This is a genomic window from Mycobacterium sp. (genome assembly GCF_040509115.1).
Lineage (GTDB): Bacteria > Actinomycetota > Actinomycetes > Mycobacteriales > Mycobacteriaceae > Mycobacterium.
The window spans coordinates 1-16449 of sequence record NZ_JBEVLO010000159.1 but is presented as its reverse complement, the minus strand read 5'-3'; the positions used below and the strand labels follow the sequence as shown (position 1 = coordinate 16449).

15 protein-coding genes and 1 pseudogene are annotated in these 16449 nt (G+C 62.3%); 10 read left to right on the top strand and 6 right to left on the bottom strand.

Going from position 1 to position 16449, the window contains the following annotated elements; genetic code table 11:
* A partial coding sequence (locus ABW137_RS11940; RefSeq protein ID WP_526400109.1) for a DUF2306 domain-containing protein occupies positions 1-353 on the top strand: 353 nt, incomplete at its 5' end.
* A 255-nt stretch (positions 354-608) separates the two neighbouring features.
* Here the strand turns inward: ABW137_RS11940 and ABW137_RS11935 are convergent.
* The gene (locus ABW137_RS11935; RefSeq protein ID WP_526400107.1) at positions 609-1199 is read right to left on the bottom strand and encodes a PadR family transcriptional regulator; all 591 of its coding nucleotides are present in this window, start codon (positions 1197-1199) and stop codon (positions 609-611) included.
* Between the two features lie 413 nt (positions 1200-1612).
* On the opposite strand from ABW137_RS11935, the gene ABW137_RS11930 reads away from it, so the two are divergent.
* The 3 genes and pseudogenes from ABW137_RS11930 to ABW137_RS11920 all read left to right on the top strand — a co-directional run.
* Positions 1613-2572 (top strand): NAD(P)H-dependent flavin oxidoreductase, encoded by a 960-nt coding sequence (locus tag ABW137_RS11930; RefSeq protein ID WP_526400105.1) that lies wholly within the window; start codon positions 1613-1615, stop codon positions 2570-2572.
* 406 nt (positions 2573-2978) lie between these two features.
* Positions 2979-4568 (top strand): class I adenylate-forming enzyme family protein, encoded by a 1590-nt coding sequence (locus tag ABW137_RS11925; RefSeq protein ID WP_526400103.1) that lies wholly within the window; start codon positions 2979-2981, stop codon positions 4566-4568.
* Positions 4569-4709: 141 nt separating this feature from the next.
* Positions 4710-5136: pseudogene (locus ABW137_RS11920) on the top strand (acyl-CoA dehydrogenase family protein); the annotation flags it as partial.
* 870 nt (positions 5137-6006) lie between these two features.
* On the opposite strand, the gene ABW137_RS11915 reads toward ABW137_RS11920, so the two are convergent.
* On the bottom strand, positions 6007-6360 hold the full coding sequence (locus ABW137_RS11915; protein ID WP_526400101.1) for a winged helix-turn-helix transcriptional regulator: 354 nt from the start codon (positions 6358-6360) through the stop codon (positions 6007-6009).
* A 259-nt stretch (positions 6361-6619) separates the two neighbouring features.
* Between ABW137_RS11915 and ABW137_RS11910 the strand changes: the two genes are divergently transcribed.
* Positions 6620-7507, top strand: a complete 888-nt coding sequence (locus ABW137_RS11910) for an NmrA family NAD(P)-binding protein (RefSeq protein WP_526400100.1) — start codon at positions 6620-6622, stop codon at positions 7505-7507.
* Positions 7508-7778: 271 nt separating this feature from the next.
* Here the strand turns inward: ABW137_RS11910 and ABW137_RS11905 are convergent, their stop codons facing one another.
* The gene (locus ABW137_RS11905; RefSeq protein WP_526400098.1) at positions 7779-8408 is read right to left on the bottom strand and encodes a TetR/AcrR family transcriptional regulator; all 630 of its coding nucleotides are present in this window, start codon (positions 8406-8408) and stop codon (positions 7779-7781) included.
* Positions 8409-9548: 1140 nt separating this feature from the next.
* On the opposite strand from ABW137_RS11905, the gene ABW137_RS11900 reads away from it, so the two are divergent.
* Together ABW137_RS11900 and ABW137_RS11895 are read left to right on the top strand one after the other, a co-directional pair.
* Positions 9549-10226, top strand: a complete 678-nt coding sequence (locus ABW137_RS11900; protein WP_526400096.1) for an MFS transporter — start codon at positions 9549-9551, stop codon at positions 10224-10226.
* Positions 10165-10956 carry an MFS transporter gene (locus ABW137_RS11895; RefSeq protein ID WP_526400094.1) on the top strand — a complete coding sequence of 264 codons (792 nt, stop codon included), beginning with the start codon at positions 10165-10167 and terminating at the stop codon, positions 10954-10956. The genes ABW137_RS11900 and ABW137_RS11895 overlap by 62 nt, the downstream gene beginning before the upstream one ends.
* Before the next feature lie 93 nt (positions 10957-11049).
* Here ABW137_RS11895 and ABW137_RS11890 read toward each other — a convergent pair whose 3' ends face one another.
* The 3 genes from ABW137_RS11890 to ABW137_RS11880 all read right to left on the bottom strand — a co-directional run bounded on the left by ABW137_RS11890 (position 11050) and on the right by ABW137_RS11880 (position 13703).
* Complete coding sequence (locus ABW137_RS11890; protein ID WP_526400092.1) at positions 11050-11910, bottom strand: alpha/beta hydrolase; 861 nt, start codon at positions 11908-11910, stop codon at positions 11050-11052.
* 65 nt (positions 11911-11975) lie between these two features.
* Positions 11976-12803: an alpha/beta hydrolase gene (locus tag ABW137_RS11885; RefSeq protein WP_526400090.1), complete on the bottom strand. Its 828-nt coding sequence runs from the start codon at positions 12801-12803 to the stop codon at positions 11976-11978.
* Positions 12804-13181: 378 nt separating this feature from the next.
* Positions 13182-13703, bottom strand: coding sequence for a nuclear transport factor 2 family protein (locus ABW137_RS11880; protein WP_526400088.1), 522 nt, complete (start codon positions 13701-13703; stop codon positions 13182-13184).
* Positions 13704-14019: 316 nt separating this feature from the next.
* On the opposite strand from ABW137_RS11880, the gene ABW137_RS11875 reads away from it, so the two are divergent.
* The 3 genes from ABW137_RS11875 to ABW137_RS11865 all read left to right on the top strand — a co-directional run bounded on the left by ABW137_RS11875 (position 14020) and on the right by ABW137_RS11865 (position 16114).
* Positions 14020-14526 carry a nuclear transport factor 2 family protein gene (locus ABW137_RS11875; RefSeq protein WP_526400086.1) on the top strand — a complete coding sequence of 169 codons (507 nt, stop codon included), beginning with the start codon at positions 14020-14022 and terminating at the stop codon, positions 14524-14526.
* Positions 14527-14748: 222 nt separating this feature from the next.
* Positions 14749-15174 (top strand): hypothetical protein, encoded by a 426-nt coding sequence (locus ABW137_RS11870; RefSeq protein ID WP_526400084.1) that lies wholly within the window; start codon positions 14749-14751, stop codon positions 15172-15174.
* 388 nt (positions 15175-15562) lie between these two features.
* A complete protein-coding gene (locus tag ABW137_RS11865; RefSeq protein WP_526400082.1) occupies positions 15563-16114 on the top strand; it encodes a YaeQ family protein in 552 nt (183 codons plus the stop codon).
* Positions 16115-16449: the final 335 nt, after the last annotated feature.

Sequence of the window (16449 nt, the reverse complement as noted above, 5' to 3'; positions counted from 1 at the left end):
CAGCTCTATCGGTGCTGTGGATCTGGACCACGTACCGGGGTTATCGCAGCGCCCGCGAGGGCGACGTCGCCGCACACCAGGCCTGGATGATCCGCAGCTTTGCCCTGACCTACAGTGCGCCGATGCTCCGCTTGTCGCTCGACTCCTCGGGGACGTGGACGCTGCGGTTCACGATCGACGGTCCGCACGGCGAAGGCACCGGGGACCTGGTCGTCGACGTGCTCAAACAGCCAGGCCCCCCGCTGGCGCTGAGCTGGCTCGTCGGACTCACCCCGCTGGCGCTGACGTTGGTGTTCTTCGTGGTGGTCTGGATACGCACCGGCCAGCGCAGGAACGCCGACACGAGTTCCTAGTGGCCCGCCTCAGCTCGGCACGCCTTGACATACGGCGGTAACGTGAATCACTCTGATGGTCAACACTATTCACAATTCTTGGATTGTTCCACCTCTCCCCCCGGGCGTCTCGCCGAATGTCTCGGGTTGGTTCGCCACCACGAATTCGTGCACCAACATTTGGAGTGTCCTCCGGCAAACGTGGGCAAGGTGACGCCGATGAGACCTCCTCGGCGAGACGGTGGCCGCCTAGCACGAAGGTTGCCGACTTCTCGATCAGTGCGGCGCCGGCGAAAGGGCGCCTCGCGGAGTCGCCGGCGGCGGTGGATTCTGGCCGATTTCAATCCAGAAGTCGCGAGCCGCTTCAGCAAGGCGAACACCCAACCGCAGAGGTGCCATCCGGCGGTCCTGGCCATGTCGGGGAAGCTCGACGGCGGCGATCTCTGCGTAAATCTCTAGGCGGCGTTCGTACTGACTGACCTCATGACGTGCGAGCTCAACGAGCTGCTCAGACGACAGTTGGTCGCTGAAGAACAGCTGTAGGACTGCTTCATCTCGCAGTTCGAAAACATCCTCCACGGGCGCGGAAAGCCACTCCCCCAGCGCGGCGGCGCCGCGCTCGGTAAGGGCATACACCTTTCGGCGACGCCCACCATGTTCCCGTTGAACGGTCAGCAGGCCAAAGGATGTCAGACGGTCTGCCTCGCGGTAGAGCTGCGAATGCGGGAACGTCCAGAAGTAGGCAACTGACTTCTCGACGGCGGCCTCAAGCTCGTAGGGCGTCGAGGGGCCCCGCACCTCAATGAGCCCGAGCACAACATACGACGTCGGTCCCAGACGCGGCGCATCCTCTGCCGTGATGGCCACTGTGCCTCCTACCCGGCCCGCCGTGGGCCACGATTGACAACCATCCGATTAGGAGGATACGCTGCCGCGGTAATAGTCTGATTCGGAGGGTTATGTATCCGTATTGCAGGCAGTCGTGGAGTTGCAGGGGATTCTGTTGAAGTAGGTGTCGTCGGGCTCGTCGTTTCGGCGTCCGTCGCCGCAGAGGGGCGTCGCAATGACAGCGGTCGCCGGGCGAGGTGCGCAGCGGTCCCCTACACGCGATCCTCGCCCGTCGACCCGCCAAACGCGTGCGACACTCTGCCGACGATCACCGAATTGGACAGCAGCGCAACAGCACTCGTCGACGACTTTCGTCGAGACACTCGATCTGGCATGGCTCTATGGTGCGCCCCGGATCTGACAAGGAAGGCGGAACCGGTGTGGAAACAGCGATGACCAGACTGTTCAACATCGAGCGGCCGGTGATGCAAGGCGGTATGCACTGGGTCGGCTTCGCCGAGATGGCCGCCGCGGTCTCGAACGCGGGTGGACTCGGCATCATCACCGGACTCACCCAGCGCTCGGGCGAGAGCCTAGCCAAGGAGATCGCCCGCTGTCGGGACATGACCGACAAACCATTCGGAGTGAACCTCACGTTCCTACCCTCGGTCACGCCGCCGGACTACCCGGACTTCATCGAGGCGATCATCGACGGCGGCGTCAAGATCGTCGAGACCGCCGGCAACAACCCCAAGCAGTACCTGCCGACCCTCAAGGAGGCGGGTATCACCGTGATTCACAAATGCACCTCGGTGCGGCACGCGCTTAAGGCGCAGGAGATCGGCTGCGACGCGGTCAGCATCGACGGTTTCGAGTGCGCAGGGCATCCCGGCGAGGGTGACGTCCCGGGCATAATCCTGCTGCCGCTGGCTGGGAACGTGCTGAAGATCCCCTACATAGCCTCGGGCGGAATGGGTGATGCCCGTTCCCTGGTGGCGGCGCTGGCGATGGGCGCCGAGGGCATCAACATGGGGACACGGTTCATCGCCACCCAGGAGGCACCGGTTCACGACAACGTCAAGCAGGCGATCCTGGCTGCCGGCGAGTACGACACGAGGCTGGTCATGCGGCCGCTGCGCAACACCGAGCGGGTCTTGACTAACGCCGGGGTCGAGAGGCTATTGGAGAAAGAACGAGCCCTCGGCGACAAGCTGGTGTTCGAGGACATCATCACCGAGGTGGCTGGCGTCTACCCGAGGGTGATGCGCGACGGTGAGATGGACGCCGGCGCCTGGTCGTGTGGCTTAGTGGCCAGCCTGATCGATGACATCCCGACCGTTCAGGTGCTGCTGGACAGGATCGTGGCCGGGGCGGAGGAGATCATCCGCGGCCGGCTACAAGGGGTGCTGTAGGTCCGGCAACACTTCGACGTACGCACTCGCGATCACGACTCCTCCGTCAAACATCTGGCTCCGTCGGCCGAACGTTCCTCTTCGAGCCGCTCGAACACGTCGAACGCACTTGTTCTGGCCAACCAGCGAGGCTCTGCCAGCCTGCCCGGTCACACCTCGGTGACCTGCGGGGTGCCGTCGGGGTCGAAGGCGACCAGCGTGGCGTACCGCGAGGTCAGCGAAACGCGGCGGCGCCTCCTGTGATGGCGACGTTCTCCCCTCCCCCGGGAACGACGCAGACTCGATTGACAACCATCCGATTCGGAGGTTACTCTCGTGTGACCTCCATCCGATTCGGATGGTCGTGTGGGCGTGGTCACATCCGCGCCCGAGATCGCTACGCGAATGGAAAGAAATGTCGTCACGCTTGGACCTTTCGCACTGGCTCCCACAGACAACCGGCGGACACATCGAACAAACGATTGGTGCTGCACTCCAGGACGCGGCCTCGCAGTGGGGTGACCACCTGGCACTGGTGGAGGGATTGCTCGATGACTCCGCCCGGACGTGGACGTTTTCACAGCTCGAAACCGCAGCGATCGTCGTCGCGCGCGCGCTGCTGACCGAATTCGAACCTGGTGACCGCATTGCTGTGTGGTCGACAAACAGGCCGGAGTGGGTGCTGCTACAGTTCGGCGTCGCCTTAGCAGGAATGACGTTGGTGACGGTCAACCCGGCCTACAACCGCCAAGAGGCCGAGTTCGTCCTAACCCATTCGCGTTCAGTCGCAGTATTCGTCGAACCCAACGTGCGGTCTCGCGATCTCCTCCAAGTCGCCCATGACGTGAGATCTGCATGTCCTCGCCTGCACTCCGTGATCTCACTGAATGACTGGGACCAGTTCATAGCCCGTGCGGGCGGCGGCCCACGCGAGCTACCGCTCGTACGGCCAGTCGATCCCGCACAGATCCAGTACACGTCAGGCACCACCGGCGTCCCCAAAGGCGCCCTGCTGGCCCACCACGGACTAGTCCTCAACGGAAAGCTCTACGCGACCACCATCGGTGCCAACTCCGATGACGTATGGATAAATCCAATGCCTCTATTCCACACCGCCGGATGCGGTCTGGTGACGCTGGGGGCCCTACAAACCGGCGGCACCCATGTTCTGCCGCCCACCTTCGACCCCGATCTCGTCCTCGATCTCTTCGCACAGCACCGTGGCACGGTGTTCCTATCAGTGCCCACCATGCTGATACGGGTACTCCAAGCCCATAGCCAACGGCGCCGCGACATCACGCATTGGCGGCTAGCTACGTTGGGCGGAGCGCACGTACCGGTCGAGCTGGTGCGTCGTGCCGAGACAGAGCTCAACGTGTCCGTCGGCATCGGGTATGGCCAGACGGAATCGTCGCCGTATATCGCCCACACACGACCGCGCGATCCACACCATCAATGGGAACGTACTGTCGGGCAACCACTTCCGTTCGTCGAGGTCAAGATTAGCGACATGAACACCGGCGAACCGACAGCTATCGACACATCCGGAGAGATCTGTACCCGCGGTCCGTGCGTGATGCTCGGCTATGCCGATAATCCCGATGCAACTTCACAAACGGTTGATCAGGATGGCTGGCTGCACACTGGCGATATCGGAACCCTTGACGCTGCCGGCTATCTCCGCATCGAGGGACGTCTGAAGGACATGATCATTCGCGGCGGCGAGAACATCTACCCGCGCGAGGTCGAAGACGTTCTCAACCGCGCCGACGAAGTCCAGAATGCTGCCGTGGTCGGCCTGCCCGACGAGGAGTGGGGCGAAGTGGTCGCTGCGTTCATCCAACTACGTCCGGGAAGCACCATCACCCCAAACGAACTCGAGAATCACTGCCGCCAACACCTCTCATCCTTCAAAGTTCCGCGCATCTGGGAGTTCGTCTCGGAATTTCCCCAGACCAGCACGGGGAAGATACAGAAGTTCGCACTCCGCGACGCTTTCTGCAATCTCGGCAGGTGAACCGCTGAGTCCACGCAAACACAGCCGCCCGACGGTCACATCGACCTGCTCACAAACGCGGACCGCCTCGCCTCAGTGATCGAAACTCTCGACCGAGGAGCAGTCGTCAAGCCCATCAACCATCCGCCGTTCGACGCAGTCATGCTCGCCGATGAACACGACGAATTACGTGCGGTGCTGCGGGAACTCAGCGAGAAGGAGATCACCCGGCGCCTGCATTCGACGTCGCCGACGGCAGCCGTCCCGCTGTCATCGAAGAAGCGGCACGGGTATGAGCATCGTCGTCGCTGATCCCGATTTGCAACCAAGCTGAGCACGATGGGTCTGCTGATCCGTGGGTCCGAGGAAGTCAAAAAGCAGGTCTTGACATCAGCCGCCGCCGGTGACGCGGTCGCCTGCATGCCGTGTCGGAGGGGGAACCCGGCAGTGTCGCCGCATCGATGCGCACCCGCGCAGCCAAGAGGGCGGCGATTGGGTGCTCAACGGCGCCATGGGCTGGCTCTCCTCCGGAGGGCATTCGACCTGGTGCACGGTGATGGCTGTAACCGATCCGGACAAGGGCGGCGATGCGGCCCGTAATCGAGTCGGTGAAGCTCGCGGACTTCGGCATCGCCAAGGCAGCCGGCGAGGCGACGTCCTCACCTCCACCGGGATGACCATCGGGACGATGCAGTACACCAGCCCGGAGGTGATCGAGGGCGAACAGGTCGACAACCGGTCCGACGTCTACTCCTTGGGGTGCTCGGCACATCTGACAAAGACAGTGCCGCTGATGAGCGAGGTCGCGCCTCATCTGCCACAGCCGATGGACGCAGTCTTCGCGCAAGCGCTGGCGAAGCGCCCGGCTGACCGGTTTCAGTCCTGTGCCGAGTTCATAACCGCCCTGCAGGCGGCAGCCACCGAGGTACGAGATCCGGCGTTCCTCCCAACGATGGCTGCCGTGGCGCTGCCCAATCGCCGCGCGGTGGAACCGCACGCTCCGACCATGCTGAGAACGAACGGAGAGAAGACCGCGTCGGCTCGCAAGTCCCAATTGGGGCGGCTGGCTCCGGGGTGCAAGTTTCCTACACCGTTGAGACCGATACGCCCGCTGTCGACATCGCGTACGCCCTGGGGCAGTGGCAGCGCTACACGCTGGAGAACTCGAATCTGGCTGGCCGCTATGCGCAGTCGATCCAAGCGAAACCGGAAAAGGCTGAAAACACGTTCATCGCCATCACCGGTTCGACACACAGCATTGTCGTATTCGCGTTTCCGGTCAGGTGGTGGCCGTTGACAACGGCACAACACAAGCTGTGTGTCGAGCTTGATTCATCTGAGACGTGCAGACGTGAAGCTTCGAAAGACGGCGCGCAGTCGTTCACCTGGTTGCGTCTCGCGCAGCGCCGGGCCGAGATCCTTTCGGCCCTCCACGCATCACGCCCACCGATCTCGACCTTCAACGTGACGGCGGGAGCGGGCGCCCTTGTTCGTCGGCTGGGGCGCCGGCCCATACCCGCAACGCATCCATCACCGGGCCGAGCCGTTGAGCACGGTCGGTCAGCCGATATGTCGCGGTGATCGGCGGCCCGGCGTCGACTTCGCGCTCGACCAGCCCAACGTCCTGAAGCTCGGTGAGGCGCTCGCTGAGCACACGGCTCGATAGCGCGGGAAGCGCGGCATGCAATTCGTTGAATCGGGCTGGGCGCTGAAGAAGCAGATCGACCAGCTGTCCCATCCAGCGCTTTCCGAGCGAGCCGAAGGCAACCTCGATGTACGAGCAGGGGTATAGCGGCAGCCGCGTTTCGGTCACGCCGTCCACAATAGAGCTGCCGAAGTAGCCGGTCGTAGGTTGACGGCGTCCTGCTCTCACGCCTGGAACGCCCAGCTGGGGTTGGTCGGCCTCCAGCCCTCCCCTGTGAAGATATCCCACCGCGGAATGTTGCAGCCGGCCAGCGACTTGTATTTTGATAGCAACTAGTATTTAGTAACCTCGCCGGGTCGAGTGCTTCCATCGATATGCCGAGGCCCGGTTTCGCAGAGGATCTGCCACCCAGGGAAGAAGGAAGTCGATGCCTACCATTCTGGTAACCACAGCCACTGGCGATACCGGCCGACCGATGGTCGACCACCTACTCAAGGAGGGCTTTCAGGTCCGTGCCATGGTCCGCAAGGACGATGCCCGTGCCCAGCAGCTCCGCGACAAGGGCGCAGAGGTCGTCTTCGGCGATCTACTTATCTTCCGCGACGTGCGTGCAGCTCTAAATGGCGTGCAGCGCGCCTACTTCAACTACCCGGTTGGGGAGGGTCTGGTCGAGGCTGCGGTCATGTTCGCTCAGGCCGCGAAGGAACGCGATCTCGAGTTGATTGTGAACATGTCCCACATTCAGTCGAGGCCCTACGCGCGCAGCAAGGCCACCCAGAACCATTGGCTTTCCGAGCAGGTCTTCGACTGGTCGGGTGTGCCCACCACGCATCTGCGCGTCACGTTCTTCATGCAGTGGCTGCTCTACGTGTCACATCTGGTCCGATATGGCCGGTATGCCATGCCCTTTGACGCCGAGAGCCGTTTTGCGCCCATCGCGGCCAGCGACATCGCGTTGACCGCCGCCAAAATTTTCGCGGATCCCGCCGAACATGGTGGCCAGATCTACACCCTGACCGGTCCAGTCGAGTACAGCCATCGAGAGCTGGCCGCTGAGGTAAGCCGCGTACTCGATAGAGACATGCCCTATGAGCAAGTCACGGTGACAACGTTCCTGGAACTGATCGGGCTATCCGATGACATAGCCAAGCTCAAGCACTTCGAGGCGGTGACGCTTGATCAACAGGAAGGTCTCTTGGCCGGCGTCGACGACACCGCGCGCCGCATCCTCGGCCAACCCCTTTCGCCAGTCGAAGAATTCATCAATGCCAACCGTGCGCTCTTCGAGTTGCACTACCCAGAGACCGCCGCGTAGCGCTCCAGTCCGCGCGAAAGGTCGCCCCCAGCCGGGCTCGTTTCGGACTCGCCGCTGTTTGATTCGATCGTCGATCTGTGCCGGCAGTTCAAGTCGTCCACCGGGGGATCAGCGACCCTTACATGACTTTCGTCATCACCCGGTTCTGCAGGTGCCCTGCGACCGTTCCCCGACCGTTCGCGAGACGAATCACGTCAATAGGCGGGACGGCTGAACGCGGCGAGCACTCCGGTGGTGCCGTAGCGCGTTTACACAGCGGGATGACCAAGTGTCACTTGGGCGGTCCGGAGGGCGACATGAGTCTGCCTGCCGCCCGTCGTGCAGCGTCGATCACTTCCACCTGGGTGGCGGGTGTAGACATCGCCCGCGAGATCGAAACGGCTCCCACTATCAGCGCAACGATGCTCCATGCTCGGCGCTCCCGGTCAGGTCGTCGCCCATCGAGTAGGTCTGCCACCCGCTCTGCCAGCGCCACGACCCTGCTCTCATACGCCTCCCGAGTCGCTTCGCTCGCCCGCGCTACGTCGGCACTCAGCGCAGGCATGACGCAGCCATCTCCCGGATTCTCCACGTGATGGGCACTGAGATAATCAGACAAGAAACTCTTCAGTTGTGAACGCTTCTCCGTTTTGGTACCCGACTCGCTGTCGGCGAGAAATGGCTCACCGACGGCAACTTCGACAATTGCCTGAAGCATCTCTTCCTTGTTGACGAAGTTGGAATAGAACGCCCCCGAAGTGACGTCCGCCGCGGATGCGAGGCCATCCACTCCAATCCCGTTGAAGCCAGCGACTTTCATCTCGCGCATACCAGCCTGCAGCAGTGCCGCGCGCGCCTCAGCTTTCTGATTCGGTGGATATCGCATGCTGTCTTCCCTTGTGCAGATTCCCAGGTTGTTCACAACAATACCCCTTTGCATCACCACCGCTATCCTGTAATGGGCTGCAGGAACGGCACCGGGCCGAACCTGCGGCAACTGACAACTGATCTGGCCTCAGTCGGGCATGTTTGGACGCATGCCCGCGAGGCTTTCACGAGCTGGATCGCTGACTGGGCATTGTCACGGAATTGGCTCGATCGGTCGGCGCATCACGACGTCGATCACGCCTGGCGGCAAGTCGTAAGAAATGTACTGGCCCCGACGGGCGCGACGGCATCGACCTCTTACGGTGACCGAATAAGGCGGACCGACCATGCGCTCGCCTCATGGAGCCCCGTCTCGCCGATGAAGAATCCGTGCGACCCCCTTACAAGGTCCCGGTGGCGCACTTCTCCCGTCGGCCGGTAGAGGTCACAACGGGACCTTGGAGGCGAACTGGCAGATTCTCATGCCGTGGTGCATCTAGTGCAATCAGCGCTCCGCATATCTTCGACGAGGCCAGCCCGGTGGCGAGGCGTCCAATAGTATTGCAAGGCAATGTAGTCGACGGCATAAGGATATGGCTGAACGGCGCAGATGACGTTGACGATGACCAGCATATCGCATACCGGCGTAGCATAGCGATCGTGATCGTGCGGACCCGGGAGGGCAGTCATCGTTCAAATGAATATGGCAAATTGGAGGTCTATTGAGCCGCGGTCGCCGGACAAGTGGCCCCGAAACGTCGTCGGCGGAGCGACCGGCCACAGGTGGTGACACCTCGCCGACCAACTGAGCCGCCAACCCATCACGTTTCACAGGCAAGGAGCGTCAGCAGTTGATCACCTTCACGTCCGACTCATCTAGCCTGTTTCCGTGCAGCAAGCAGGCAGCGCATTTCGATTGGGCGCCTTGAAATTTTCGGCATGTCTGGGCCGGCCGTCGCGTGCCGACTTGCAGAAAGTCCGGCGGCAAGGGTCTCCCTCCGAGAAAGTCTCCCAGCGGCGCCGATTGGACCCTTGAACGTGTCCGATAGGTGGAACGTGAGCCGTTCGTCCGCGACCCAGCGTCCACCTAGTGCGCTTGATCAGGTAGTGCCGAGATGGGACGGGTTGTGATGCCCGTCGTTGACGAGTTGGTTCTCGCACTTGGCGTTCGACGGCGCTCCGGTTGGGTTCGCCGATGAAGTCACCGTCGAACCCAGACCCGCGCGGAGCGGCGCTCAAGGAAGTCGAGATGCGACTCGACCGGTTGACAGTGGGCCGAGTTCACCGCCGCGTGGTGTGGGCCATCGGCCTCGGGCTGTTCTTCGACATATACGAGATATTCCTCTCCGGCGCAATTGGTGTCGCCCTGAAGTCGCAGTACTCGGTCGACGAGGAGACATTGAAGTTCTTCATGGCTTCGGCGTTCCTAGGGATGTTCGTCGGTGCTGCACTTCTCACTCGACTGGCCGACGTCGTCGGTCGTAAGAGGGCGTTCGTGCTCACGCTGGTGTGGTTCTCGGTATGGTCGTTGATCGGCGCCTTTGCCACTGGTCCGTATCTACTGGTCGCGAGCCGTTTCTTGGCCGGCGTCGGCATCGGCGCTGAGTACCCGGTGGCCGACGCCTATCTGTCCGAGGTTCTTCCGCGATCCCATCTCGGTCGACTGGCCGCTTTGGGCTTATACGTGCTCGTTCCTCGCCGTGCCCGTCCTCGGGTTCCTTGCGCTAGCTCTGACCGGGCGCGACGTACTTGGTGTCGCGGGGTGGCGAATCCTTTTGGCCCTGGGGAGCTTCGGCGCAGTTCTGGTGTCTATGATGCGGCGCAGCCTTCCCGAGTCTCCACGCTGGCTAGCCTCTGTCGGCCGAATGCCTGAGGCTCGGCAGGCGCTGGCGCAGTTCGAATCCACGTCCGGCTTCAAACAGTCGGCGGCCCGGAATGATGAACGCCCAGTCGGTCAATCGCGCTGTCGCACAGAAGGGGTGCCGAGCAAGCCGAAGCCGTTGGCGCGTTTGTCGACGCCCCCCTACAGGCGCCGATTCGGCATGATGGTGGTGTTCCACCTCCTCCAACCACTTGGTTACTACGGGTTCGGCACATTGGCCACACTCGTCCTGGTTGCACGAGGATTCGACGTCACCTCCTCGTTGCTTTACACCGCGTTGTCGTTCATCGGCTACCCAGTCGGCTCTGCGCTCGCCGTCCCACTGATGCAACGCTTCGACCGCAAGTTCCTTCTGATGTGGTCCGTGGCGCTGATGGCCGTGTCAGGTCTGATATTCGCGACGGTCGACAACGTCGTGTTGATCGTTGTCTTCGGATTCTCGACGACCGCGATCAGCAACGTCTTTTCCAACATCTACCACGTGTATCAAGCCGAAATATTTCCTACCGATGTCCGCGCATCCGCTGTTGGCCTGACGTACTCGCTGTCACGGCTGTCCGGCGGGGCGCTGCCGTTCGTTCTGCTGCCGGTTCTCTATGCCCACGGTGCACCTGCAATGTTTACGGTCGTCGTCGTCGCGCTTGCGATCGTCATCGCAGCGGTGGCGCTCGTCGGTCCGCGAACGTCACAGCGCGACCTCGACGAGATCAACCCCACCTAGACCTACTCAGGCACGCAATGGGGTTCTATTGGGCGCAGCCCGAGCGCCCAGCGCGCGCATCGGGGACTTGCTCCCCTCGCGCTGGCGCGCAACTCAGGTGTGCTGCGGGAGCCACTTCAGGATCGTCGCAGTGGCGTCAGCCCACACCGGGTTTAGTGGAATTCCGTGACCGGTCGCCGGTAGTACGACGAAGTCCGCTGCGATGGAGTTGGCGAGTGCTCGAACGGCGTCGGGGGGCACTAATAGGTCCGCCTCGGCGCCGATCATGAGGGTGGGGATGTGTCCCAGGCTCGACGTGTCCACGTGGCACAGCCAACGTGTTGCTTCCAGTACTGCTCTCGGCGACTCTGGGCACAGCAGCGATCTGTAGAACTGCGCCTCGTCGGCACTGACTTCACCCCACCATGCATGGTCGACCAGTTGCGAAGGGGGGAACCACATCGTTGTGGGATCGACGGACAGATCGATCGGTTGCGCTGCGAACGCTGCCGGAACAACGGGAGCTAGCAGCACCAAGGCGGCGACGGGGTGGACCGTGGCAAAGGCGAGACTCGCCAGACCACCCATGCTGTGCCCCACCAGTACCGGCTTGCGGCCATAATAATCTGCAACCTCGCCGATCTCCATGGTTACGTCGAGAATCGAACGGCTCAGCGCCCGTGATGGCGGAAGTTCGGTTGACCCGTAATGACCAAACCAATTGAGGCACAGAACAAACCAACCCTCGCTGGCCAACCGTGGGCCCACTTTGTGCCATGCCCAGCTCCCCTGGCATCCACCGTGGACCGTCAACAGAGGTGGCCTGCTCGACTGGGTGCCGTACGTCTCGACGCGAATCCCCCTGATGTCCAATACTTCGTGGTGGACTTCCACGGCCGGTACCCCTTTGGGTCCACGTAGCGGTTCGGGCGGCGAGGCCACGGCGGGCTGAGCGGTCTCGATGTGAAACGTCATGGCCGACGCACTGCGGTGGTGTCGGCCACGGGGCGTCGGCCGATCGGAACTTTCACCTTGGTGGGTCATGATCTCTGCCTGCGCAGCCAACTGCCCATCTCGGTGATTGCCTGATCGACTTCGGGCACACGGCCGGCGCCCATGATGAAGGAGTGCTGACCCGCAGCAACGCTCTGGAGAGTGATCTCCGACCCGGCCGCCTTCGCGCGGATCGAGAAATCGACGGCGTCGGATGCAAGCAATTCGTATTCGCCGTAGTAGACCGCCGCGGGAGGCATCCCGGACAGGTCCGCGTTGAGCAGGTGCACCTGCGGGTCGGTAAACGCCACACCGGTGTCGTCGAGCCAGCAAGACCGGAAGAACTCCAGCAACCCGCGGGTCAGCAGCTTGTCTCGATTGGCGTTGGTCTCGATGGATTCACCCGACAACGTGATGTCGGTCCATGGCGAGATTGCCAGGACGGCGGCTGGCAAGGCCTCACCTCGATCGCGCAATCTCAACGCGAGTTGAATCGCGAGGTAGCCGCCGATCGAGTGGCCGACACTCGCGATCTTGCTGGACTGATAACCCTGCTTGAGCAGCCAGAAGTAAGCTGTTTCGACATCATTGATCTGTGCCGGGTACTTGTCCTCTGGCGAACGCCGGAAGTTCAGGACTAGCGAACGTGCACCGGCTGCTTTCGCGATATGCGCGGCTGCTTTCCGGTCGGTGTGCATCGACATCAGCACGCTCCCGCCCAGATGGCTGTGCAACAGCACCGATTCCGGATCACTGTCTACCGGGATGCACCACATGGCCTCCACCCCGCCCGCGTCGCCTTCCGCGTAGGTGACTTCCTCTGGCTCCTTGGCGGCCTGGTGGATGTTCTCGGTGACGTCGCGGATCGTGGTCAACTCGAGATTTGGACCGGAGGCTCGTCTACCCAGATCGGCGAGGAACTCCGCGAACTCAATGGCCTGCTTGCTTGCCATGCACATTCGCTCCTTGGTGCCCCGCGCAACGATTCGTCTTCGATCGTCCATGAGGGATAACGACCATGATATAGCGCTCGTTATGCTACAGCTAGTGTTGGTGCCGCTGGACGTCAGACGATGTCAGGTGGGCACAGCGATCCGACTCTGCTCTAGGGCTCAACTATGGATCGCGCTGTCTTCCGGACGGTGGTGAAGCGAGTAGTCGACAGCACCGGGTACACCGCGACACGACGTTGGCATGCGGCAACGACGCCGCGAGGAGAAAGGTCCAATCACGCGAGCAGCACAAGCTTTCGATCAGGCGAAATAGGCATCGAACGAATCGACGTCGGTCAAATGCGCTGTTACGTCTGAGATTTTGTCATCACGAATGGTGAGGACGTTCACGACGTCCTGATCGAGCCGCTTGCCAGCATGCTGGCCGGTGTCGTGCAGCGTTACTGCTACGGAGTCACGACCAAATGCGAGGCCCTTCGGCGTGATGTGTAATCCGTACTGGGCGAACGTGTCGGCAAGCCCGGTCACTTCGTCGATTCCGGATGCACGACCAGAGACCACGCTGGTACCGGGGATCGTCCAAGTAATGTCCGGGGCAGCATGAGCGGCGATTCCCAAATGGTCATCTTGCACGAAAGCCGCCGCGAACGCCCTGACGAGGGATTGTTGCCGCTGGGTTGCCGACCCACTGTCGTCTGACGCAGCGGCCGAGTCTCCGCACATGACAAGAGAACACACGACCACTATGGCACCGATTACGCCCGCCAACGCGCTCCGGTCAGACTGCGAGCGGTTGCCCATGCTGGAGCTGGCATCCGGCATCGAATACCTGCCGACGCGCGGCGTCGAAGCGCACGCCTTGGCGTGCCTACCTAGTGGGAATCTCATGTGATCATCGCCCATTTCGTGCCGCCAGATGCTGAAGTGACACTCACCCTAGGATTGACTTCGGTCAATATTGCTGGCTCCCAGCTGTTTCGATGCGGTCGCACAGCGATTTGGCCGTTTCGCTTCCGAATAGAAACGTCCCCTTGGTCGTTGTGGAAAGTATGCTCCTCGACAGCAGCATCCGCGATGCCGATGACGTGCCCGGCCCCTTCGCCGCCATGACTCACGCCACCACTTCGGGTGGTCGACGATGAAGCGCGCGAGGATAATTGAACTCTGGGAACGCCATGCCCGCTATGAGTTCGAAACCAAAGACGCCGATGCCGCCGTATCCACGATGGTTTCGGACGCGACCGTCATGCATCTTCCCACGATGAGCGGCGCAGCCGGTCGCGAGGCGTTGCGCCAGTACTACCGGAGTGTCTTCATCCCGGCGATACCCGACGGCACCGTCAACGAACCCGTCGCGCGCTTCGTAGGAGATGACTTCCTGGTCGACCAGGCGATCATGAAAATCCGCCATGATCGTGAAATCCCCTATTTACTACCGGGTCTTGCGCCAACCGGCATAGCACTGGAGGTGCCGTTTGCCGTGTTCGTGACATTCCGCGATGGCTTGATGAGCGGCGAACGACTCTACTGGGACCATGCCCAGGTACTTGCTCAGCTAGGCGTGGTCCATGGCAGGGACTTGGCTATCACCGATCCGTCGGCAGTAACGACGTTTCTACGACAAGCCGCAGTACGGCGAACGTAGTTTCGCGCAACGTCGACGATCATCCGGCAGTTCATCGGCCCTGTCGGCCCCATCGTGCACCAGGGGGTCACAACAGTTTGAGCTGGCCTGGGACGTTTCGCCGAGCACACCCACCTCCGGACGGCCAGAATCTGCGCAAACCAGCCCCTCGGCCACTGATCGAATCGACCTTCGCGACCGTACGTCGCGCACCTACGTCACAAGGGCCGGCCCGGTTCACGGGTGGTGGCGAGACTTATGGGCTACAAGCTCACCGACGTTGTGTGGCCCACTTTGCGTGGTCGCCCGTTGCCGCTGGGTGACCCGTGTACATCAGGCGCTCAGCGTGCCGTCTCCAACGACGAGGCCCGAGACCTGCACCAACGTTGGACCATTCCTGGCCCTGGCAAGCCGCTGTTCGAGGCCACCTCCGCCAAGAAGGACCCACACTCTCGCGCCGCCGTGGACACCGCCAACAGTGCGCGCGGACCCCTGCTGATCACCGGGGGCGGCAAGGATCACCAATTCTCCGAAGTCGTCACCCGACTGGCATTTCGGCTCAACGCCGACTCCCGCGCCGTCACCGACTACCACGTGTTCCCCGACCGCGGACACTCCCTGGTCTTCGATTCTGGATGGCGCGAAGTCGCCGACTACACCCTGTCCTAACTCGCTCGGCATTGACCGACCGACCGGTCCCCCACCCACCAAGGAGCCCGACAATGTCCACCACGGCACACACCGCCAGCCCGGCGAGCAACCCACCTTCACCGACGCGCTGTGAGAGCGGTTCCGCAGCTACGGCGCCGTGCAAGACACCCAAGCGGGGACCCGCCTCCTTCGGGCGGGGGAACCAGCGTGCGACATGCAGGCCACCTATCTTGATGCCCGCGCCACCGACACCGCGCCCGATCGTCGGCGAAACCTTCGACGTCGTCGTGGCCACCGGAGGACAAGCAGCTACCAGCTCTCGCCTCGATCCGACGGCAGCGCGGCGGTCTGACCACTCGAAGCGGCCTCACTAGTCGGGGAACATCACCAGGGTGGACACTGTGTCGTGGCCCTTTCTGCAACAGTGTTCAAAGTCGAACTTGGCGTCTCTGATGTCGATCACGGTTACTACGCCGATCACACGCTGACCGTGGCCCGTCATCCCAGTGAGACCGATGAGCGGATGGTGGTGCGGTTGTTGGCGTTTGGGCTTCGCGCGCACCGGCTCAGCGACGTCGACGGTGAGTTGGCGTTCGGGGCGGGCCTGTCCACCCCTGGCGTCCCGGACTTGCGGCTCGCTGACTACACGGGGCGCATTCTGGAGTGGATCACCGTTGGCCAGCCCGATGAACGCGCCTTGGGCAAGGCGGCCGGCCAGGCCGATCAGGTGTTGCTGTTCCCGTTCGCCGCCGGCGTGGCCACCTGGTGGCGCACCGTCGGACCCAAAGTGGCGGGATGGAAGAACCTGTCAGTGGTGCAGATACCGCACGCACCGGTGCAGCAACTGGCCCAGACCGTCGATCGACGGGTCGCGGCGCAGGTGATGGTGATGGAAGGTCAGGTGACGATGACCGTGGGCGGTGTCGACGTCACCTTCACTCCCGAGCCGTTGCAGTGACTACCTGACAACGGATGGCGTCGGCTGTCGGTTCTCAAATGGCGTGTCCAATCGCGGTGCGCTGGAACTGCGGTGACGCGCGGTGCCTTAGGTGATGTCCACCTGCATTTGTCTTACGTTCGTGTCCAGAATTCGGACATGGCATCCGGGTACTCCAGCGCGGCTGGCGCATACTGGCTAAGGAACTCGCCGTGTGGATGGGGCGACTACCTGGCACGATGGGCTGGTGAGCTTGGTTCTGGACACGACGGCCCTACCCCAGGGGGATAGGGCTGACGCATTGCGCGAGGCGATGCGCAGCGCAGGAATCGTTGCGAAGGTCATGCCGTTTCAGA